The organism is Shewanella septentrionalis (assembly GCF_025370265.1).
GTDB classification, from domain to species: domain Bacteria; phylum Pseudomonadota; class Gammaproteobacteria; order Enterobacterales; family Shewanellaceae; genus Shewanella; species Shewanella hafniensis.
This window is the reverse complement of record NZ_JAMTCC010000011.1, coordinates 50,886-72,131: the sequence shown is the minus strand read 5'-3', so window position 1 is coordinate 72,131 and position 21,246 is coordinate 50,886. Positions and strand designations below refer to the sequence as shown.

The window sequence follows — 21,246 nt, the reverse complement described above, 5'->3', positions numbered from 1 at the left end:
TTTTCGGAGTTGTATATGACTAATCCGCTGCGCACTTTCGCCTCTTTATATAGCACCACCTTGTTAATGGTACTGGCTGGCGGTTTGCTCACAACTTACCTTGGGCTCAGGCTCTCGGTGATGAATGTGCCACAGATATGGATAGGTGGCATGATGTCAGCCTATTATGTTGGCCTTGTGGCGGGCTCTAAGATTGGTCATAGACTTATCGCCCAAGTGGGCCATATCCGCGCCTTCGTTGCCAGTGCAGGCATAGTCGCGGCATCTGCATTGGGTCATGCACTCGTGGATGAGCTAGCAGTTTGGCTGCTCCTCAGGCTCGTTGTCGGCATGGGCATGATGTGCCAATACATGGTGCTCGAAAGTTGGCTTAACGAACAAGCCGAAAGTAACCAAAGGGGCACAGTGTTCGCGAGTTATATGATCGTATCTTACTTCGGCTTGATCTTAGGCCAAGGCGCGATCAGCATCTTCCCCGAATTAGGCCTTGAGCCGTTACTGCTGATCGCGATTTGTTTCTCACTCTGTATCGTACCGATTTCACTCACGCGTCGTCTTCACCCTGCGCCTTTGGTCCCAGCTCCACTCAAAATTGCCCATTACTGGAAAAAAGCGCCGCAGGCACTCACAACCATCGCGATTGGTAGCATGATAGTGGGTTCGTTTTATGGTCTCGCGCCCGCCTATGCTAGTAACTTAGGTTTGCCGCCTGAAAAAGTCGCCACTTATATGACTGCAACGATTTTAGCAGGATTACTGGCACAATGGCCGATGGGGAAACTGTCCGACATTATGTCCCGCAGTCGCCTTATTCGTATCAACTGCATATTGCTCGGCATCTTAGCCTTAGCCATCGCCTTAACGCCCTATCATCCAGTGATTTCGCTAGTGATGACCTTCCTGTTTGGTATTTTAGGTTTCACCTTCTATCCACTTGCTACGGCACTGGCTAACTCACGAGTCGAACAGAATGAGCGGGTCGGTTTATCTGCCACCATCTTATTAACCTTCGGCTTAGGGGCTAGTATCGGTCCATTGATCGCCTCAACGTTGATGCAATGGCTTGGCAACAGCATGTTATATGGCTTTATGTCTGCCTGTACCTTAATCTTGTTTGTGCGGCTACGTTATGTACATGCACAACAAAAAGCCGAAACCAATGTCACCCAAGACTACATAATGGCGACGGGCGACTTAGTCTCTTCACCACTGGCGGCAGCGCTGGATCCACGAGTTGATGTCGAATCGATTCAAGAACATATGACACCCAGTGCTAACCTAGATGAAGCGGAATATGATTTAGGGGCTGATGGTGTCGATGACGATATTATCGACGCAAATGACAGTGATGAGGAACAACTCGCCTTCAGTTTCGATATCGAGCAAGCAGAGCCTGAAGCCGTTCAAACGGATGAAGCCGATAGCCATCCGGTTAACCTAGACAAAGCGCAGACATAAAAAGACCAACAAAAAAGACCGATTAACTGTTTAAAGTTAATCGGTCTTTTTATTTCTGCAATCTATAACTAAAACAGATAGTTACCGCAACAAGTCGTTACTGCAAGCCTGATACCGCATGTGCGAAATCAGGCAAACGTGAGCGTAATTAGCTGCGGCGCTGACGCACAGCTTCAAATAAGCAAATACCGGTCGCAACCGATACATTCAAGCTCGACACACTACCCGCCATAGGGATAGAGATCAGTGAATCACAAGACTCACGGCTTAAACGGCGTAAACCTTTATCTTCCGCACCCATGGCAATCGCCAGTGGCCCTTTAAGATCGGCTTGATAAAGCTCGCAATCTGCCTCGCCCGCCGTACCCACAATCCATACACCTTTATCCTGCAGGTGACGCATAGTGCGCGCAAGATTAGTCACTTGGAATAAAGGCACAGTTTCCGCCGCGCCACATGCCACTTTACTCACTGTCGCAGTTAAGCCGACTGAGTTGTCTTTAGGCACGATAATACCTTGCACGCCTGCCGCATCGGCATTACGTAGGCAAGCGCCTAAGTTATGGGGATCCGTCACGCCATCCAAAATCAGCAGGAATGCTTGCTCAGTGTTAGCAAGCAGCACATCTAAATCTTGCTCATTCAACACTTTCGCCGCTTTAACGCGCGCGACTATACCTTGATGTTGGCTGCTTTCCGCTTTGTCATCCAAGGCTTTACGAGAAGCGACCTGAATCGTCGTGCCAAAAGCTTTGGCCTGATTGGCCAGCACAGTTAAGCGCTCATCGTCACGGCCTTGTAACAGCCATAACTCGATAATGCGCTCAGGGCTGTGTTTTAACAGGGCTTCAACTGCGTGGATCCCAAAAATAATATCTTGTTTTTTCATTTATTTCTTTCTCGTACTCCGCTTAGCGGCTTTTGGCTTTTTAGCCGGATCTTTTACTGCTGTTTTTTTCGCTTTATTGCCCGCTTTAGCCTTAGGTTTGGCTTTGCCAGCTTCAGCCTTAGCGCTAGGGGTTGCGGTTTTACCCGCTTTGCCTTGCTTAGCACCTTCGCGATTAACACGCTCACGGGCAGTCATCGGCTTATCACGGCTGGCAGATGCTTTACGCTTACCACCTTTGCCGTCATCACCCAGCATGACTAAATCAATCTGTCTGTCATCTAAGTTAACTGCAGCGACCTTAACCGTCACAGGATCGCCCACTTGATAGACTTGGCCTGTATGCTCACCGATAAGGCGTTGACGCATAGGGTCGAATTGGTAGTAATCGCTACCTAGACTTGAGATATGCACTAAGCCATCGATAAACAGCTCATTTAAGCGCACGAACAAACCAAAGCTCGTCACTGAGGCAATCACAGCTTCAAAGGTATCACCGACGTGATCTTGCATAAACTCGCACTTGAGCCAATCGCTAACATCACGAGTCGCTTCATCGGCACGACGCTCTGTAGTCGAACACTCTTCGCCCAATTGGTCGAGTTCATCGAGTTGATAGTGGTAGCCACCATCCTGCGTCCACTTTTCTGTGGCTTCGCCTCTTTCCTTCGCCAGTAAATAACGGATAACTCTATGTAAGACTAAATCCGGATAACGGCGAATGGGCGAGGTAAAATGCGCATATTCTTCTAAGGCTAGACCGAAGTGACCTTCATTATCTGGGGTGTAAATTGCCTGACGCATAGAGCGCAGCAACATCACTTGGATAAGTTCAGCATCGGGACGGTCAGCAATTTGCAGCATAACGTTCTGGTAATCAGACGGCGTTGGCTCAAGACCACCAGTCATAGTCAAGCCACGCTCAGCAAGGAACTCTTTAAAGTTCGCCAATTTTTGCTCGGATGGCGCTTCATGCACACGATACAAGACTTCGCCTTTGTGTTTCTTCACAAACTTAGCTGCAGAAACGTTAGCTAAAATCATGCATTCTTCAATGATTTTATGGGCTTGATTACGGCCACGCGGTACGATTTTATCAATCTTGCGCTGCTCATTGAAAATGAACTGCGTTTCCATGGTTTCAAACGCAATCGCACCACGCTCGGCTCTTTGCTCATCTAGCGCTAAATACAATGACTGTAAACACTGTAGATGCGGGAACAAGGCTTCATGCTCAGGCGCAATTGGGCCGCCTTCTAACATCTCCGCCACTTGGGTATAAGTAAAACGGGCATGGGAATACATCACAGCCGGATAAAACTTATAACCCGACAACTTGCCTTTGGCAGACACTGTCATCTCGGCGACCATACATAAACGGTCGACGTGAGGATTAAGCGAACATAGGCCGTTGGAGATTTTCTCCGGCAGCATAGGGATCACTTGCGATGGGAAATACACTGAGTTACCACGGGCACGCGCTTCAGTATCTAAGGCTGAATCGGTGCGAACATAATAACTAACGTCAGCAATCGCAACCCATAAACGCCAGCCGCCACCGGCTTTTTTCTCCGCATACACGGCATCGTCAAAATCACGGGCGTCTTCGCCGTCGATAGTCACTAATGGCAGATGACGTAAATCCACACGGCCAACTTTATCGGCGTCGGTCACTTCATCGGGAATTCGGCGCAGTTTCTTCTCGATCACAGGTGACCAAGTATGGGGCAAGTCATAGTTACGCAGGGCGATTTCGATTTCCATCCCCGGCGCCATTTGCTTACCAAGCACTTCAGTCACTTTACCCGCAGCCTTAACAAAACGACCTGGGCGACGCGTTAATTCAACCACAACCACATCGCCTTGACGGGCGCCGTTGCGATCTTCATTCGCGACTAAGATTTCTTGGGTTATACGCTTATCATCGGCAATGACAAATGCCATACCGCTATCAACATGATAACGGCCGACAATCGCGGCACTGCGCGGCTGGATCAGACGCACCAAACGCGCTTCGCGACGGCCACGACGATCTGTGCCCGCTTTTTGCGCCAGCACTTTATCACCGTGGAAATACATCAGCATATCGCGGTTCGAAATAAATAAGTCATCACCGCCTTCATCGGGTTTGAAAAAGCCGAAGCCTTCTCTGTGTCCGAGTACAGTGCCGGGGATAAGATCCATTTTCTCGGGCAAGCCATAGCTCTGCCCACGGGTGAACACGAGTTCGCCATCGCGTTCCATCGCACGTAGGCGACGGCGCAGGGCCTCAAGTTGTTCTTCCTCTTGGATGTTTAACGCCGCAGCAATACTGTCACGAGTGATAGGTGATTTCTGAGAACGTAAGTAATCGATAATATACTCACGGCTTGGGATAGGGTTTTCGTACTTATCCTGTTCACGCTCAAAATGAGGGTCTTTGATCATTCAATATCCAAATAATGTGTCTCTAGAAGAGACTACTTAACGGGTTCGCAACTGTTCTTGCTGGGCCCGCGCCACTGCACTGGGGGGCATTTTAGCTGCTAACACCTGCAGTAAAGACAAGGCTTTTTTCTTCGTCGCCTCGTCCGCAAATACATCGTTATATAACCAGTGATAGGCCATCTCGTAATCCCTAGGACTACCATAACCTTCACCGAATAAACGCACTAACATCATACGAGCGGGTAAATCACCACTTGCAGCCGCAGGCAATAAATAATGCACTGCTCTGTCTTTATTACGGATGACAAATTTCCCACTCTGATAATACTCGGCAAGCTTTAACATCGCTTCTGAGCTACCTTGTTCGGCCGAGTCACGTAACAAAGCAATCCCCTTCACAGGGTTAGCCTTTACACAGGTTCCATGATTGAGCATTTCGCCCCAAAGGAATTGATATAAAGGCTGTTTTAAGACTTGGGCTCGCGCCTCAATGTCTTGAACTAACTGGCAATCATCACGTTTCACTTTCGCTAAATATTGATCGCTACGGATCAAATCAAGCAATTGGTCTTGGCTATAAATATCCACCGCCTGCGTTTGGGCAAAGCACATTGAAGATACTAAGGGCAGTAGCGCAACTAGTGCTGTACGTAGCATAACGACTCTCAATGACAATAGGGTGAATACTTGCATCGGCAGTATAACCTATTTCTTGAGCTTGAGCTGAATTCTTGAGCTAAACATCTAACCGCAGAAGGAAATAGAGAAAGGCATAAAGAAGCAGGGAAAAGGCCGTGAAACACGGCCTTAACAGGTCTTAATTGAACGGATTAACCAAAATCATGGTTTCGTTACGGTCAGGACCCGTAGAGATAATGTCGATTGGTGTTTCTAATAACTCTTCAAGACGCTTGATATAATTGATCGCTGCCGGTGGCAGTTGCTCAATTGATGTCGCGCCAAAAGTCGACTCGCTCCAACCTGGCATAGTTTCATAAACAGGCGTAACCAGTTCATAACCTTCAGCCGCAAGCGGGGTCACTTTAGAGATAGTGCCATCAGGATTCTGATAACCCACACAAATTTTCACTTCTTTCAGACCATCAAGTACATCTAACTTAGTCAAGCAGAAGCCGCTAACACTGTTGATTTGAACAGCGCGGCGCATTGCCACAGCATCCAACCAACCTGGACGACGCTTACGACCCGTTGTCGCACCAAACTCATGACCTTTAGTACCTAAATGATCACCAACTTCACATAACAGTTCAGTAGGGAATGGACCTGCACCCACACGGGTGGTGTAAGCCTTCATGATACCTAAGACATAGTCTAAGTGACGTGGACCAAAACCGCTGCCCGTCGCAACACCACCGGCAGTGGTATTTGAAGAGGTTACAAATGGGTATGTTCCGTGGTCGATGTCGAGTAATGTACCTTGAGCGCCTTCGAACAGAATTGGTTCACCTGCTTTACGCGCAGTATCCAACAGTTCAGTCACGTCAACACACATGCTCTTCAGATAGTCGGCCATAGCCAAAGCATCTGCTAGCGTTTGCTCGTAATCAACCGCTTCGACTTGATAGTACTCTGTCAGCATAAAGTTATGGTATTTCATAACTTCTTTCAGCTTTTCAGCAAACAGCTGCGCATTGAACAGATCGCCTACTCGCAGACCGCGACGGGAGATCTTGTCTTCATACGCAGGTCCGATACCACGGCCAGTTGTACCAATAGCTTTATTGCCACGTGCTTTTTCACGGGCGATATCTAAGGCGCAATGGAAGGGTAGGATCAGCGGACACGCTTCAGAGATCAACAGACGTTCCTCAACAGGAACCCCACGATCTTTCAGCATGTTGATCTCTTTCATCAGGGCGTCAGGTGCAAGCACCACACCATTGCCAATAATGCATTTCACATTATCGCGCAAGATACCTGATGGGATCAGATGAAGAACGGTTTTTTCACCGTCGATAACCAAGGTATGACCAGCATTGTGGCCGCCTTGATAGCGAACTACATATTTTGCCTGTTCTGTTAGAAGGTCGACAATCTTACCTTTTCCTTCGTCACCCCATTGGGTGCCGAGAACAACTACGTTTTTGCCCATTATTTGCTGCAAGGTTGCGGTTAAAAAAGAATTTTAACAGATCTTAGTCAGCAAGGGCAAGCTGGGCATTTTTTACGCAAAAATTACCAAAATCACCACTCCTGCTGTGACTAATGCGCCACCGAGTCGCTGGATAACCTGCTGATTTTGATGGGAGAGTTCATTTAAATAACGACGCCATTTATTCGGAAAGAGTAAGGGGCCGACTCCCTCTAAAAGTAATACAAGTGCCACTGCCAGCATAAAAATTTGAAAAGTCATGCGCACCTCAAACTCAATCACTCTATGCAATTTAGTGTATATCAGCTCACTTCAACAACAGAGTCTCTTATTAAAATGAATTCGTCAGTATCGTAAATTTTAGCCAATAAAAAACCCAGCATAGGCTGGGTTTTTTGATATTCCAAAAACGAATTAACGCTTAGAGAATTGTGGCTTACGACGTGCTTTACGTAGACCCACTTTCTTACGCTCAACTTTACGAGCGTCACGGGTAACGAAACCAGCAGAACGTAGTGATGGACGCAGTGCTTCATCTAATTGCATCAGAGCACGGGTAATACCGTGACGGATTGCGCCTGCTTGGCCAGTGATACCACCGCCTTTAACAGTTACATAGATGTCCAGCTTGTCAGTCATTTCAACTAACTCTAAAGGTTGACGAACAACCATACGAGCAGTTTCACGACCAAAATACTGATCCAAAGGACGTTGATTTACAACGATGTTGCCACTACCTGCTTTAGCGAAAACGCGAGCTGTAGAGGTTTTGCGACGGCCAGTGCCGTAGTACTGAGTTGCAGCCATTTGCTTAATCCCGTTTAGATATCAAGAACTTGAGGTTGTTGTGCAGTGTGGTTATGTTCTGCGCCAGCGTAAACTTTCAGTTTACGGAACATGGCACGGCCCAGAGGACCTTTTGGTAACATACCCTTAACTGCTTTCTCGATGATCATTTCTGGCTTTTGCGCTTGCAGCTTTTCAAAGCTGATTTGCTTAATGCCACCAGGGAAGCCTGAATGCGAGTAGTACGTTTTGCCTTTCGCTTTGTTACCAGTAACAGTCACTTTTTCAGCATTAACAACGATGATGTAATCACCGGTATCAACGTGTGGAGTGTATTCTGGCTTATGCTTACCGCGTAAACGGATAGCGATTTCAGTAGCGATACGACCTAAAGTTTTGCCGTCTGCATCAACGACGAACCAGTCACGAGTTACGGTTTCTGGTGTAGCAGTAAAAGTCTTCATTATTACAAAAACCCAAAGTTAATTTTCTGTCTCACATGCTGCCTGCATTTGCAAACAACACAAAATTGCCTTTTAGTACCCCTTCGAGCACTGACTTCGGCTTACAACTTCCGCCCAATTGGCGGAGTAACGTGGGCAGGTGGCGGAGTATAGACAAAGCTGAGTTAAAAATCACCTGATATTTTGATAAAAATTATAAAATATCGACCAATCTGGCTTGTCATCCTAAGGATTAACAAGCCACTGGCGATTTAACACGGGAGTTAAAGCAAAACTCTTGCGCCGCTGGGTTAAGGCAGGTGCTCTGTTTTCAAATAATCGTGGGATTGCATCTCAATAAGACGCGAGCGACAACGTCTAAATTCGAAGTTAAGCAAGCCATCGGCGTAGATATCTTCGAGTGGCACTTGAGCCGATACGATAAGCTTTACATTGCGCTCGTAAAACTCATCGACCATAGCTAAAAATCGTCTGGCGATATCATCACCGGTCAAAAATGCCCCCATTTGTTCAATGCCGCTGACCAGCACAGTATGATAAATCCGCGCCAATTCCATGTAGTCACGCTGACTTCGTGGACCATCACAAAGCGCTCTAAAATCGGCCAATAATACGCCCTGTGCTTGCTGACGAATACTGATGCTACGGCCTTCGATTTCAATATCGGCGGTATGCACCTCAGACTCAGGCGCTAACTGGCTAAAATAACGCATTAGATTGGCATCGGCTTGTGCGTCTAATGGATGATGATAAATCTCCGCTTGCTCAAGGGTTCGCAGCCGATAGTCAATGCCAGAATCCACATTAAGCACTTCACAATGCTGATTAATTAAGGCTATCGCAGGTAAGAAACGTGCGCGCTGTAGGCCATTTTTATATAAGTCATCGGGGATAATGTTAGACGTAGCAACCAGCACGACGCCTTCTTTAAATAGCGCTTGAAACAGCGTGCCTAACAACATGGCATCGGTAATATCTGAGACAAAGAATTCATCGAAACAGATAACGCGATATTTCGCGGCCATCTTTTTCGCAATCACCAGTAAGGGATCGCGCACGCCTTTCAGCTCATCTAAATCTAAATGCAATTGATGCATAAAACGATGGAAGTGAGCCCGCAGCTTTTGATCGCCAGGCAAGGCATCAAAAAAAGTATCCATCAGATAGGTTTTACCGCGACCCACACCGCCCCAAAGATACAGGCCCTTAGGTGAAGCTGGCGCCGACTTTAAGCCTAATGCACTAAACAATTTCCCCACGACAGAAGTCGGCTCTTCCGCCGCCGTTAAGTCTTCATAGACACGTTGTAATGCTTTGACGGCAATTTCTTGGGCTGGATCATGGGAAAAACCGTCACGGGTAAGATCTTTTTGATAATGCTGCCAAGGGCTTAACTGAGGCACTTTTTAATTCTCTTATGTCCTTTACTAAAACTGCAACGATATTAGCACGGCCAATGTGACGCAGGATATATTAATGCAGAATACGACTTTTGCCTCAAGGTTAAACAGCATACAAACGACGAATAAACCTCTATGCTGTAGGTCATTTTAATCGGCAAAACTTGTTGTTTTCAGGGCTTGAAAAATGCGTATCTTGCCCACAGTTTTCCACTCAGCAACGAGCATGAAACAGCCGATAAAATAGGCTCAAAAAAATTAACATTTGTTAATATGATGAACTTTTTCAATTAGGTGCGTGTCCGAATGGTTACCTAGGCAAATAGCCGGTACCGATACAGATTTGATCTGGCACTCGCACAATTGCTGATGCATTACATCCAGATCTTTCAACCCTTATTTGGAGTTATGAATAGATGAAAACAAAATTATCTGTACTTTCAGCCGCAATGTTAGCCGCGACCCTGACTATGGTGCCTGTCGTCTCACAGGCTGCCATTCCACAGACGGTTGAGGGACAATCCATTCCAAGTCTTGCGCCTATGCTTGAGCGTACGACGCCCGCAGTCGTATCAGTAGCTGTAACGGGGACTCATGTTTCTAAGCAAAGAGTACCTGATGTTTTCCGTTACTTTTTCGGCCCTAATGCGCCACAAGAGCAAGTGCAAGAACGTCCTTTTAGAGGCTTAGGCTCAGGCGTTATTATTGATGCTGAAAAAGGCTACATAGTCACTAACAATCACGTGATTGACGGTGCCGATGATATTCAAGTTGGTCTACATGACGGCCGTGAAGTAAAAGCCAAACTCATTGGTACTGACTCAGAGTCTGATATTGCATTACTGCAAATTGAGGCGAAAAATCTTGTCGCAATCAAGTCATCAGACTCTGACGACTTGCGTGTTGGTGACTTTGCCGTTGCCATTGGTAACCCCTTCGGCTTAGGGCAAACCGTGACTTCAGGTATTGTCAGTGCTTTAGGCCGTAGCGGTTTAGGCATAGAAATGCTGGAAAACTTTATTCAAACCGATGCTGCTATCAATAGTGGTAACTCGGGTGGTGCACTCGTTAACTTAAACGGGGAATTGATTGGGATTAACACCGCAATCGTAGCGCCGGGAGGTGGTAACGTCGGTATCGGCTTTGCGATCCCTGCCAATATGGTGAAAAACCTGGTCGCGCAAATTGCCGAACACGGTGAAGTACGCCGCGGGGTACTGGGGATTTCGGGACGCGATCTTGATAGCCAACTCGCCCAAGGCTTTGGTTTAGACACCCAGCACGGCGGCTTCGTGAATGAAGTAGCCAAAGACAGTGCCGCCGAGAAAGCCGGTATTAAAGCGGGTGATATCATTATCAGCGTCGATGGCCGTGGCATTAAGTCCTTCCAAGAACTGCGTGCCAAAGTCGCCACTATGGGCGCGGGTGCTAAGGTTGAGTTAGGACTCATCCGTGACGGTGATAAGAAAACCGTTAAAGTGACCTTAGGCGAAGCGAGCCAAACCAGTGAATCTGCTGCTGGCGCCGTACACCCTATGTTGCAAGGGGCATCCTTAGAAAACTCATCTAAGGGCATTGAAATTACCGATGTCGCCCAAGGTTCGCCTGCGGCTATGAGTGGCTTACAAAAAGGAGATGTGATTGTCGGTATTAACCGTACTGCAATTAAAGATCTTAAGACTCTTAAAGCACAGCTAAAAGATCAAGAAGGTGCCGTTGCACTGAAGATTATGCGTGATAAGAGCATGTTGTATTTAGTCCTACGTTAATCGGCTAAATAGGCCATATTTTCTGCCACAGATAAGCATAGGGAGCTTAGGTTCCCTATGCTTACATAGATTAAACATGTTAATCTAACTCACCTTTTTCAAGATCCATCCTGCCATGACGATAAAAGACACACTATTATATCTCGGTAAAGCCACCCTTTTCGGTCTTATCATGGCGGCCATGTTTTTATTGGTAACCCGTTATTTCGATAACCAATCCCTCGGTAATAGCCTGCTTCAAACCCGAGCCAACAACACAGTCGAGCTATCCTTTGCCAAGGCGGTACGCCGTGCAGCTCCTGCCGTTGTGAATATTTATAGCCTCAGCATAGATCAGAATCGGCCACTTAATTCAGGCTCACTTCAAGGTCTAGGTTCTGGGGTGATAATGAGTAAAGAAGGCTATATTCTTACGAATTATCATGTTATTAAAAAGGCCGACGAAATTGTTGTCGCCCTGCAAGATGGACGTAAATTTACCTCAGAAGTGGTTGGCTTCGATCCAGAAACTGATTTATCGGTACTCAAGATTGAAGGCGATAACTTACCGATTGTCCCCGTTAACCTCGACAGTCCGCCTCAAGTTGGTGATGTCGTACTCGCCATTGGTAATCCCTACAATTTGGGCCAAACCATTACCCAAGGCATCATCAGTGCCACGGGTCGTAACGGCTTAAGTTCAGGTTACTTAGACTTCTTACAAACCGACGCGGCGATTAATGCCGGTAACTCGGGCGGCGCGCTCATTGACACCAACGGCAGCCTTATTGGTATTAATACCGCAGCATTCCAAGTGGGTGAAGAAGGGGGCGGCCATGGGATTAACTTCGCTATCCCGATTAAATTGGCCCACAGCATTATGGGCAAATTGATTAAGAATGGCCGCGTTATCCGTGGTGCTTTGGGTATTTCAGGTGAACCTATCAACCCTGTCATTGCACAAATTCTCAATCTGCCCGATCTAAAAGGTGTGGTCATTATGGGGGTCGACCCTAATGGCCCTGCAGCGCGCGCCCAGCTAATGCCAAGGGATGTGATTATTAAATACGATGGTGAAGATGTGCCAGGCGTTGAAATGCTGATGGACCGCATCGCTGAAACCACACCGGGTAAGAAAGTGATGATGACTGTGATACGCCAAGGGAAACAACAGGAGTTGCCCGTGATTATCGATGAAAAGGTTGTGGTCGATAACTAGAGCGGCACCCATCATTGCGTACGCAGACAACAAAAAACCAGCTTTTAAGCTGGTTTTTTAATGGGTCGAGATTTTAATCTCTCAGGCCTAGCTCAATAGCTCATTACTGAGTACGCACAACCTGCGCGCCTAAACCTTGGAACTTATTCTCAATGTGCTCATAACCGCGGTCTAAGTGATAAATACGATCAACAATCGTCTTACCATCGGCCACTAAGCCCGCAATCACCAGACTCGCTGACGCACGTAAATCCGTTGCCATCACCTGAGCACCACTCAAGGACTCAATCCCTTGGATGATGCAGGTATTACCTTCAAGCTCCATGGTTGCGCCCATACGAATAAGCTCTGGCACGTGCATAAAGCGGTTTTCGAAGATGGTCTCGGTAATTGTTGCCGTACCTTGCGCTAAAGCGTTGAGCACACAAAACTGCGCCTGCATATCCGTTGGAAAACCGGGATAAGGTGCCGTCTTGATATTGACCGCCTTTGGACGTTTACCTTGCATATCAAGCTCAATCCAATCTTCACCTGTAGTGATCTTAGCACCCGCATCTTCAAGTTTCGCGATAACAGACTCTAATGACGCAGGATCGGCTTTTAAGCAACGGATACGACCACGTGTCACAGCTGCAGCAACAAGGAAGGAGCCAGTTTCAATACGGTCTGGCATCACACGGTACTCGCAGCCCTGTAGACGCTCAACGCCTTGAATACGCAGAGTAGCACTGCCAACACCAGTGATCTTCGCGCCCATAGCAATCAGACAGTTAGCCAAGTCAATCACTTCTGGTTCGCGCGCCGCGTTTTCAATCACGGTTTCGCCATCGGCAAGTGCCGCGGCCATCAATAGGTTTTCAGTCGCGCCCACGCTCACCATGTCCATAAAAATATGGGCGCCCTTTAAGCGACCATCGACACGGGCTTTAATATAGCCTTCTTTCACTTCAATCTTGGCACCCATCATTTCGAGGCCATGTAAGTGTAAGTTAACTGGTCTTGCGCCAATGGCACAGCCGCCAGGCAATGATACGTCTGCGGTACCATAACGCGCCAATAACGGCCCTAAGATCAAGATAGAAGCGCGCATGGTTTTCACAAGATCGTAGGGAGCGCAAAACTCATTCAGATTCGTGGTTGAAATGCGGATCTGTCCGTCGCCAAGCTCAGTCACTTCAGCACCAAGGCAGCGTAATAATTTACAGCTCGTACTCACATCGCGAAGATTCGGCACGTTAGAAACCACAAAATCGGTTTCGGCTAATACGCCTGCCATCAGAATAGGCAGAGCCGCATTTTTCGCACCCGAAATAATCACATCACCGGCAAGCGGGGGGCTTGCCTGAATTGTTAGTTTATCCACTTTTCCTCACTAGCTAGGCATGTTGAAAACTTTTTCGCGTTTCCATTGAGTCGGCGTGAAAGTTTTGATCGTTAATGCATGTAATTCACCGCTGGCAATGTGTGCCGTCAACGGTGCATAAATGGCTTGTTGCTGTTTGACTCGGCTCATACCATCGAAGCATTCGCCTACTGCGATCACTTTATAATGGCTACCATCTGAGCTAGCGTGAACTTCTTCAAGCCCTAACGCATCACGTAAAATCTGTTCGATTAAGCTGCATTCCATGAAATCTATTACCCTATTATCAATGCACTTCTTCGGTAAAGAAGGCATGTAAATCATATAAATCGATGAGTTTTTTAAGTTGTGGTGAGGCAGAACGTAATTCAAGTTGGCTGCCATGTTCACGCACTAACGCCAGCAAAAATGCCATGCCAGCGCTATCACTGTATTCGAGCCCAGACAAAGACAATATCTGGGTTGACTCGCTCAGCAGTTGTTGCCGCTGCGGCCAAAGTGTAATGACATCGGCTTGGGTTATGCGCCCTTTGAGATGGCAAACTGTGCCCTGTTGCACAAATTCAATCACGACTGTGACTTCCCTGATTTAGCCTTCATGACCACTTTTTCTTTGGTGCGATCTTCAAGCATCTTAATCACAGGATCGATACCCTGCTGGCGAATTAGATTCGAGATTTCAGACTGCTTAGAAGACAGTAAGCTCACACCTTCGGCGACTAAATCAAATGCCTTCCATGAGTCATCTTTCAAACGGCGAGCCTTAAACAACAGTTTAATTGGCGGACGACCGGCTTCGATGATCTGCACGTTCACATCCACCATTTTCTCTTTGCTGAAATCAACCCCAGGTGAAAATTCCACTTTTTGATTGGTGTACTCAGTAAAGGCTTGGGCATAGGTCGACACTAAATAACCTTCAAAGGCATCGACAAAACGATTACGTTGGTCTTCGGTTGAATCCTTAAGATATTGGCCTAAGACTTTGTAAGAGGCATATTTATAATCGACATAAGGCATGAGTTCTTCACGAACGATTACCTTTAAATGGTCTGAATTTGCATCAATTAACGCTTTATCTTTATGAAAACGATCGAAGGTTTTATTCGCAACGGCTTTCACCATGGCATACGGATCTGTCGTATCGACAACCACATCGGCGGCGACAGCGCTCGTTGTCCCTAAAACCATCACTAACGGCAATAAAAAACGAGATAAGTTTTTAAACATAGCGGTAACCCCTATTTGTCTTTCGAACCCATACTATATAAGAACTGACCAATCAGTTCCTCCAACACTAATGCCGAGCGCGTATCATCAATCTTATCGCCATCTTTAAGCATGCTGACATCATCATCGACAAAACCCGGTGTTAACCCTAAGAATTGCTCGCCCAACAAACCCGAAGTCAAAATGGCTAAACTACTGGTTTCTGGAAATTTATCGTAACGCTTGTCCATCACTAAGGTGACCACTGCCACTAACTTAACGGGATCTAAATCTATGCCACTGACGCGGCCAACCACGACACCGCCAACCTTGACGGGCGAACGCACCTTCAAGCCACCAATATTGGTGAAATTGGCTTTTATGGTGTAAGTGCTATCGCTGCTTTTCACTTCAATATTGGCAACGTTAAAGACTAAGACCAAAAAAGCGGCCAATCCCGTTAAAAGAAACACACCCACTAATAATTCAATTTTTCGTGTCAACATGTTCAGCTACCACTCTGTTAATCCATCTTACCTGTGTCGAAATCCGCAGTGTTCCGTTAGCGGCCAAACATCAGGGCTGTCAGTAAAAAATCTAATGCCAATACTGCGAGACTCGACTGAACCACAGTCTGAGTCGTTGCACGGCTGATACCTTCCGGATTTGGGATCACTTGATAACCGCGATATAACGCAATCCAAGTCACCACTACGGCAAACACACCACTCTTGATCAAGCAGTTAACTATGTCCTGACGCCACTCGACCGACGCCTGCAGAATCGACCAAAACGCCCCGCTGTCGATTCCTTTCCATTCCACGCCGACTATGTGACCGCCATATATACCCACAGCGGTAAACATTAACGCCAGTAATGGCATACTGATCACCCCCGCCCAAAAGCGCGGTGCAATAATCTGCCTTAATGGGTCGATAGCCATCATCTCTAAACTCGAGAGCTGCTCAGTACTCTTCATCAAACCAATTTCAGCGGTTAAGGCAGAACCCGCACGTCCCGCAAACAAAAGTGCGGTAACCACGGGCCCTAACTCACGCAGTAAACTGAGCGCCACCATAGGGCCTAAGCTTTCTTCGGTGCCAAAACCAACTAAGATGTTGTAGCCTTGTAGTGCCAACACCATGCCGATAAAAAGCCCTGAGACTAAAATAATCACCATAGATTGCACGCCGACCACATAAATCTGGCGCACTAATAATGGAAAACCTTTGCGCACCCGTGGCCAGCGAAAAATCGCCCCCCACAACATAAGGCCTGCGCGGCCAAAACCGAGCACTAACTCAATCGCGCTGCGGCCTAAGTCGGCAATACTGTCTATTAACTTCACTTGCCAACTCCTTTTACCATCAATTCTTGTTGGTAATCATTCGCCGGATAATGGAACGGCACTGGGCCATCGGGCGCGCCTTGAATAAACTGTTTAAGCTGTGGATTGTCGGCGTATTTCAATTCTTCTGGCGTACCGTGGGCAATAACTTTTTTGTCGGCCACCACATACACATAATCGGCAATGCCGAGGACTTCATCCACATCGTGGGACACTACGATGGAGGTCAAATTGAGCGCATCCGATAACTCACGAATAAGCTTCACTAACACGCCCATAGAGATTGGATCTTGGCCGGCAAAAGGCTCATCGTACATCACCATTTCAGGCTCAAGCGCGATGGCTCTGGCCAATGCCGCGCGGCGTTGCATACCACCGGATAATTCACTTGGCATCATCTGGGCGGCACCACGTAAACCTACGGCTTCGAGCTTCATCAGCACGATAGTGCGAATAATGTCTTCTGGCAGACCTGAATGTTCGCGCAGCGCAAAGGCCACGTTATCGAACACGTTGATGTCGGTAAACAGCGCACCGCTTTGAAACAACATGCTCATCCGCTTACGCAGACTAAATAATTCATTGCGACTCACGCCATGGATATCGTGACCGTCGAATAACACTTGTCCGTGGTCAGGCGTTAATTGGCCGCCGATCAACTTTAACAGGGTCGTTTTGCCTATGCCGCTCGGCCCCATGATCGCCGTCACCTTGCCCCTTGGAATGGACAGGCTAATATCTTCATATATCACACGCTGACCGCGGCTAAACCCCAAATTACGGATCTCAACCAACGGTGTTTGTTCTTGAGTCATGCTTGATTCCGACATTTGCAAAAGAGGTGATCCTAGTCTTCCTAGACTGACCAATCGAAGAGCCGCAAATTGTACGTAATTGCGCTTTAACCTACAACCGAATCGACACTATCGCCCTGCGATACTTTCAATTTGCCTCATTTACAGCGAAAATGCGCCCTAAGTTTTCACTCTGCACAGGTAAAATGTTACTTAATGTTTTCAACCTAGTTGCAGAATTGGCGATATTGGCTAATTCGTTCGCACTTAGCTCGCTCTTCGTCCACTTTTAGGTGCGATGCGTCGATATACGAGTGTGAAATAGAGGCATCCCGTGCGGTAATACCCGCCGCGATACGGGATAAATCCATTGAAATAAACGACAAAGACGATGATATTGCTCAAGACCTTCTGCCGCTAAACAGGTTATTGTGCATGAATAGCTGCCGCAGCTGAACTTGACGAGTCGGATCAATCGCTCTAGCCTGCCGCAATTGTTTTGTTGTTTTAGGGAATTCACCACAACAAGACATAAGCTAAATCGTCTGAAAACAAACTAAAACTTGGCAGAAAGCCTATTACATATCATCTTTATCGCGTACCAAATTGTGCTATTCCAATCCCATCAATGGGGCGACAAAGACAATGCAAAAAGAGAGATAGACATGGTAGACAAATCACAACTGCGCCAATGGGGCTGTAAAGTTATCGACATTGAAAAGTCAGCCCTAGACAATCTTTATCAATATGTTGATTCGGCCGAATTTGCAGAAGCTTGCGAGTTGATCCTTAACTGCACAGGCAAAGTGATTGTCATGGGAATGGGCAAATCGGGCCATATCGGTAATAAGATTTCTGCCACCCTCGCCAGCACAGGAACGCCCGCATTTTTTGTGCATCCGGGTGAAGCCAGCCACGGCGATCTCGGTGTATTAGCCGATAACGATGTGATTTTAGCGATTTCTAATTCTGGTGAGTCGAGCGAAATCCTCACCTTAATGCCCGTCATCCAACGTATGGGCGTGCCCGTTATCGCGGTAACAGGTAAACCCGAATCGAACATGGCGCGCTTATCTAAAGTACATTTATGTATTGAAGTCCCAGAAGAAGCTTGCCCACTTGGACTCGCGCCAACGTCAAGCACTACCGCGACCTTAGTGATGGGCGATGCCATTGCCATTGCGCTACTGCAGGCAAAAGGCTTTACCCGTGATGACTTTGCTATGTCCCATCCTGGCGGTGCTTTAGGGCGAAAGTTATTGTTAAAAGTCTGCGATGTCATGCATAGCGGTGATGACTTACCGCTCGTTAACCACGATATTTGCATCACAGAAGCCCTGTACGAAATTTCCAAAAAAGGCTTAGGCATGACGGCGATTATCGATGATCAGCGCAAGCTGGTTGGTATCTTCACCGATGGTGATTTACGCCGCGTTATCGATGCCGAAGTGAATCTACGTACTACACCCATCGCCGATGTGATGACCCGTAACTGCGTGACCATCACAGACGGTGTGTTGGCCGCCCAAGCGCTGCAAGTGATGGACTCAAAAAACATCAACGGATTAATTGTTATCGATAAAGACCGCCATCCAATCGGCGCTCTTAACATGCTAGACATGGTTAAAGCAGGAGTCATTTAATGCCACAGCAAGGATTTTACGGCCCAATCAGTGATGATGTGTGGCAACGCGCGCAAAAGATTAAACTGTTGATCTGTGACGTCGACGGGGTGTTTTCCGACGGTCGTATTTACCTAAGCAATAGCGGCGAAGAGCTAAAAGCCTTCCACACCCGCGACGGCTATGGCGTGCGCTCGATACTCACCAGCGGTTTTAATCTTGCGGTTATCACTGGACGTCAATCCAAAATCGTTGAAAACCGTATGACAGCCCTTGGCGTAACCCATATTTACCAAGGCGTAGATAATAAGTTCGAGCCCTATGAAGCATTGCTCGCACTCTATGGTGTCACCCCGGAAGAAGTAGCATATATCGGTGATGATATTGTCGATTTACCCGTGATGAATGTCGTCGGTTTAGCGGTCAGTGTGGCCGATGGTCATCCCTATGTGCGTCAGCACGCCCACTTTGTCACTACGCTCAATGGTGGCCACGGTGCACTGCGTGAACTCACAGATCTGTTGCTACTCAGTCAAAATAAATTCACTTCGGCCCATGGAATGAGTATATGAGTCGTGTGACACTCGCGATTATTGCTTTTTTTGGAACTGCATTAGTGCTGTATTGGCAAGTGCAGAACAAACACAGCGGTGATACCGATAATAGAGTTAAAGATCAGAATACCCCAGATTTCATCATTGAAGATCTGCGCAGTGTTGAGTTCAATGAACAAGGGCTAGTCAATAGCCGTGTGACGGCGAAACACATGGAACATTATGATTCAACGAATCAAACTTACTTTACTCAACCTGTTTATCTTGTTTATCCAGACCAAGGTAAAGCACAATGGCAACTCAGTGCAGATCAGGGCAAGCTAAACAAGGAAACGGGCAAGGTTGTACTCGAAAACAATGTTATTATTGATGCCATTAGCGCAGAAGAACCGATCCAGACCTTGTCCACCAGTTATCTGGAACTCGATCTCAATACGATGATAATGACCTCTGACCGTACCATTTACGTCACAGGGAAAGATTTTAATATTCAAGGCCAAGGCCTTTATGCCGACCTCAACGCGCAGGAAGTGAAATTGACCAGTCAGGTAGTAGGAACATATGAAGCAAAATAACGTATTACTTGCCAGCCTAATGCTAATAATGAGCATGAGCGCCTTTGCTAAAGTCGACGACCTAAAGCAGGAAGTTAAAATCAAAGCAGTGAGCCAAACGGCAGATATCAAGAACAACCAGATCATCTTCTTTGGTCCGGTGGAAGTTACCCAAGGCTCGATAAAAATCCAAGCAAATGAACTGCGTGCATTTTCTGCCGAAGGTGAAAATAGCAAAATTTTAGTGGCCACTGGTAACCCCGCAACTTACAGCCAAGTGTTAGACGATGGCCGTCCAGCCTCGGCGAGCGCGAAAGAAATTCGTTACGATATGGCAAGCCGTACCCTGACACTGAAAGGCCAAGCTTCGTTAGATCAAGCAGGTAGCCAAGTGACGGGTAATGTGATCCGCTATAACATCATCCAGCAAAAATTGATTGCAGAAAGCACAGGTAGTGGTGACGATCGCGTGATCACTATTATTCAGCCTGAAAGCTATCAAGATGATGCCAAACCAGACGCGCCAGCGGATAAACCTGTGAAAAAGCAGGACTCTAAATGACCCAAATCACCCTAAGAGCACAAAATCTGGCGAAGAGTTATAAGAGTCGCCAAGTGGTTAAAGACGTCAGTCTAACGGTAAAGACAGGTCAAGTTGTTGGACTGCTCGGCCCGAACGGCGCGGGTAAAACTACCACCTTTTACATGGTCGTCGGTCTGGTTAAGAGCGATAAAGGCCACATCTTTATCGACGATGATGATTTAACCGCAGATCCTATGCACCTGCGCGCCCGCAAAGGCATAGGTTACTTGCCACAGGAAGCCAGTATCTTTCGTAAACTGACCGTCCATGACAACATCATGGCCGTGCTGCAAACGCGTAAAGAACTAAAAAAAGAGCAAAGGGAAGAAGAGCTAGAGCATCTGCTTGAAGAGTTCCACATCACCCACATCCGTGACAGCCAAGGCATGTCATTGTCGGGCGGTGAACGTCGCCGTGTCGAAATTGCGCGGGCGTTAGCAGCAAATCCTAAGTTCATTTTGCTCGATGAACCCTTTGCTGGTGTCGATCCGATTTCGGTTATCGACATTAAAAAGATTATCGAACAGCTCAAAAGTCGTGGCCTTGGCGTGTTGATCACAGACCACAATGTCCGTGAGACATTAGATGTGTGTGAACATGCCTATATCGTGAGTCACGGAAACTTGATTGCCGAAGGAACACCCGCAGAGATCTTAGACAATCAGCAAGTTAGGGCTGTGTACTTAGGTGAACAATTCAGGCTATAGTTAATCAAGCG

The 21,246-nt window shown here is 47.1% G+C and carries 24 protein-coding genes; 8 read left to right on the top strand and 16 right to left on the bottom strand.

The features are described 5' to 3' along the window. Positions 1–15 precede the first annotated feature (15 nt). Positions 16–1,458 carry an MFS transporter gene (locus NE536_RS08295; RefSeq protein WP_261272398.1) on the top strand — a complete coding sequence of 481 codons (1,443 nt, stop codon included), beginning with the start codon at positions 16–18 and terminating at the stop codon, positions 1,456–1,458. Between the two features lie 148 nt (positions 1,459–1,606). Here the strand turns inward: NE536_RS08295 and rlmB are convergent, their stop codons facing one another. The 8 genes from rlmB to zapE form a co-directional block, all read right to left on the bottom strand. Next, positions 1,607–2,347, bottom strand: coding sequence for a 23S rRNA (guanosine(2251)-2'-O)-methyltransferase RlmB (rlmB, locus tag NE536_RS08290; protein ID WP_106649431.1), 741 nt, complete (start codon positions 2,345–2,347; stop codon positions 1,607–1,609). After that, complete coding sequence (gene rnr / locus NE536_RS08285) at positions 2,348–4,771, bottom strand: ribonuclease R (protein WP_261272397.1); 2,424 nt, start codon at positions 4,769–4,771, stop codon at positions 2,348–2,350. It abuts the gene before it with no gap. A 36-nt stretch (positions 4,772–4,807) separates the two neighbouring features. Next, on the bottom strand, positions 4,808–5,464 hold the full coding sequence (gene motX / locus NE536_RS08280; protein WP_261272396.1) for a flagellar protein MotX: 657 nt from the start codon (positions 5,462–5,464) through the stop codon (positions 4,808–4,810). Between the two features lie 124 nt (positions 5,465–5,588). After that, positions 5,589–6,884 carry an adenylosuccinate synthase gene (locus NE536_RS08275; RefSeq protein WP_106649428.1) on the bottom strand — a complete coding sequence of 432 codons (1,296 nt, stop codon included), beginning with the start codon at positions 6,882–6,884 and terminating at the stop codon, positions 5,589–5,591. A 72-nt stretch (positions 6,885–6,956) separates the two neighbouring features. Next, complete coding sequence (locus tag NE536_RS08270) at positions 6,957–7,145, bottom strand: DUF2065 domain-containing protein (RefSeq protein WP_261272395.1); 189 nt, start codon at positions 7,143–7,145, stop codon at positions 6,957–6,959. A gap of 153 nt (positions 7,146–7,298) precedes the next feature. After that, positions 7,299–7,691 carry a 30S ribosomal protein S9 gene (rpsI, locus tag NE536_RS08265; protein ID WP_006083052.1) on the bottom strand — a complete coding sequence of 131 codons (393 nt, stop codon included), beginning with the start codon at positions 7,689–7,691 and terminating at the stop codon, positions 7,299–7,301. A gap of 14 nt (positions 7,692–7,705) precedes the next feature. Beyond that, a complete protein-coding gene (gene rplM, locus NE536_RS08260) occupies positions 7,706–8,134 on the bottom strand; it encodes a 50S ribosomal protein L13 (protein WP_012088240.1) in 429 nt (142 codons plus the stop codon). A gap of 290 nt (positions 8,135–8,424) precedes the next feature. Next, positions 8,425–9,537 carry a cell division protein ZapE gene (gene zapE, locus NE536_RS08255; RefSeq protein ID WP_220591975.1) on the bottom strand — a complete coding sequence of 371 codons (1,113 nt, stop codon included), beginning with the start codon at positions 9,535–9,537 and terminating at the stop codon, positions 8,425–8,427. A gap of 413 nt (positions 9,538–9,950) precedes the next feature. On the opposite strand from zapE, the gene degQ reads away from it, so the two are divergent. Then, positions 9,951–11,303, top strand: coding sequence for a Do family serine endopeptidase DegQ (gene degQ / locus NE536_RS08250; RefSeq protein ID WP_261272394.1), 1,353 nt, complete (start codon positions 9,951–9,953; stop codon positions 11,301–11,303). Between the two features lie 115 nt (positions 11,304–11,418). Beyond that, on the top strand, positions 11,419–12,501 hold the full coding sequence (gene degS / locus NE536_RS08245; protein WP_106649425.1) for an outer membrane-stress sensor serine endopeptidase DegS: 1,083 nt from the start codon (positions 11,419–11,421) through the stop codon (positions 12,499–12,501). A 103-nt stretch (positions 12,502–12,604) separates the two neighbouring features. Here degS and murA read toward each other — a convergent pair whose 3' ends face one another. From murA to NE536_RS08205, 8 genes are all read right to left on the bottom strand, one after another. Continuing rightward, complete coding sequence (gene murA / locus NE536_RS08240) at positions 12,605–13,864, bottom strand: UDP-N-acetylglucosamine 1-carboxyvinyltransferase (protein ID WP_261272393.1); 1,260 nt, start codon at positions 13,862–13,864, stop codon at positions 12,605–12,607. A gap of 9 nt (positions 13,865–13,873) precedes the next feature. Continuing rightward, complete coding sequence (locus NE536_RS08235; RefSeq protein WP_006086065.1) at positions 13,874–14,131, bottom strand: BolA family protein; 258 nt, start codon at positions 14,129–14,131, stop codon at positions 13,874–13,876. A gap of 19 nt (positions 14,132–14,150) precedes the next feature. After that, complete coding sequence (locus tag NE536_RS08230; protein WP_106649422.1) at positions 14,151–14,435, bottom strand: STAS domain-containing protein; 285 nt, start codon at positions 14,433–14,435, stop codon at positions 14,151–14,153. Further along, positions 14,432–15,094: an MlaC/ttg2D family ABC transporter substrate-binding protein gene (locus NE536_RS08225; RefSeq protein ID WP_106649421.1), complete on the bottom strand. Its 663-nt coding sequence runs from the start codon at positions 15,092–15,094 to the stop codon at positions 14,432–14,434. Before NE536_RS08225 ends, NE536_RS08230 begins: the two co-directional genes overlap by 4 nt. An 11-nt stretch (positions 15,095–15,105) precedes the next feature. After that, positions 15,106–15,579 carry an outer membrane lipid asymmetry maintenance protein MlaD gene (gene mlaD / locus NE536_RS08220; protein ID WP_006083061.1) on the bottom strand — a complete coding sequence of 158 codons (474 nt, stop codon included), beginning with the start codon at positions 15,577–15,579 and terminating at the stop codon, positions 15,106–15,108. Positions 15,580–15,635: 56 nt separating this feature from the next. After that, complete coding sequence (mlaE, locus tag NE536_RS08215; protein ID WP_006083062.1) at positions 15,636–16,421, bottom strand: lipid asymmetry maintenance ABC transporter permease subunit MlaE; 786 nt, start codon at positions 16,419–16,421, stop codon at positions 15,636–15,638. Then, complete coding sequence (gene mlaF, locus NE536_RS08210; RefSeq protein WP_259544861.1) at positions 16,418–17,236, bottom strand: phospholipid ABC transporter ATP-binding protein MlaF; 819 nt, start codon at positions 17,234–17,236, stop codon at positions 16,418–16,420. The genes mlaE and mlaF overlap by 4 nt, the downstream gene beginning before the upstream one ends. A gap of 206 nt (positions 17,237–17,442) precedes the next feature. Further along, complete coding sequence (locus NE536_RS08205; protein ID WP_155730104.1) at positions 17,443–17,601, bottom strand: hypothetical protein; 159 nt, start codon at positions 17,599–17,601, stop codon at positions 17,443–17,445. A gap of 279 nt (positions 17,602–17,880) precedes the next feature. Between NE536_RS08205 and NE536_RS08200 the strand changes: the two genes are divergently transcribed. The 5 genes from NE536_RS08200 to lptB are packed head-to-tail and all read left to right on the top strand — an operon-like array spanning position 17,881 to position 21,235. Continuing rightward, positions 17,881–18,858 carry a KpsF/GutQ family sugar-phosphate isomerase gene (locus tag NE536_RS08200; RefSeq protein WP_006086070.1) on the top strand — a complete coding sequence of 326 codons (978 nt, stop codon included), beginning with the start codon at positions 17,881–17,883 and terminating at the stop codon, positions 18,856–18,858. Next, positions 18,858–19,409, top strand: a complete 552-nt coding sequence (kdsC, locus tag NE536_RS08195) for a 3-deoxy-manno-octulosonate-8-phosphatase KdsC (RefSeq protein ID WP_006083065.1) — start codon at positions 18,858–18,860, stop codon at positions 19,407–19,409. Before NE536_RS08200 ends, kdsC begins: the two co-directional genes overlap by 1 nt. Continuing rightward, complete coding sequence (lptC, locus tag NE536_RS08190; RefSeq protein WP_220591973.1) at positions 19,406–19,966, top strand: LPS export ABC transporter periplasmic protein LptC; 561 nt, start codon at positions 19,406–19,408, stop codon at positions 19,964–19,966. The genes kdsC and lptC overlap by 4 nt, the downstream gene beginning before the upstream one ends. Then, positions 19,953–20,507 (top strand): lipopolysaccharide transport periplasmic protein LptA, encoded by a 555-nt coding sequence (lptA, locus tag NE536_RS08185; protein WP_261272392.1) that lies wholly within the window; start codon positions 19,953–19,955, stop codon positions 20,505–20,507. Before lptC ends, lptA begins: the two co-directional genes overlap by 14 nt. Continuing rightward, positions 20,504–21,235, top strand: coding sequence for an LPS export ABC transporter ATP-binding protein (lptB, locus tag NE536_RS08180; RefSeq protein WP_006086073.1), 732 nt, complete (start codon positions 20,504–20,506; stop codon positions 21,233–21,235). The genes lptA and lptB overlap by 4 nt, the downstream gene beginning before the upstream one ends. Positions 21,236–21,246 lie beyond the last annotated feature (11 nt).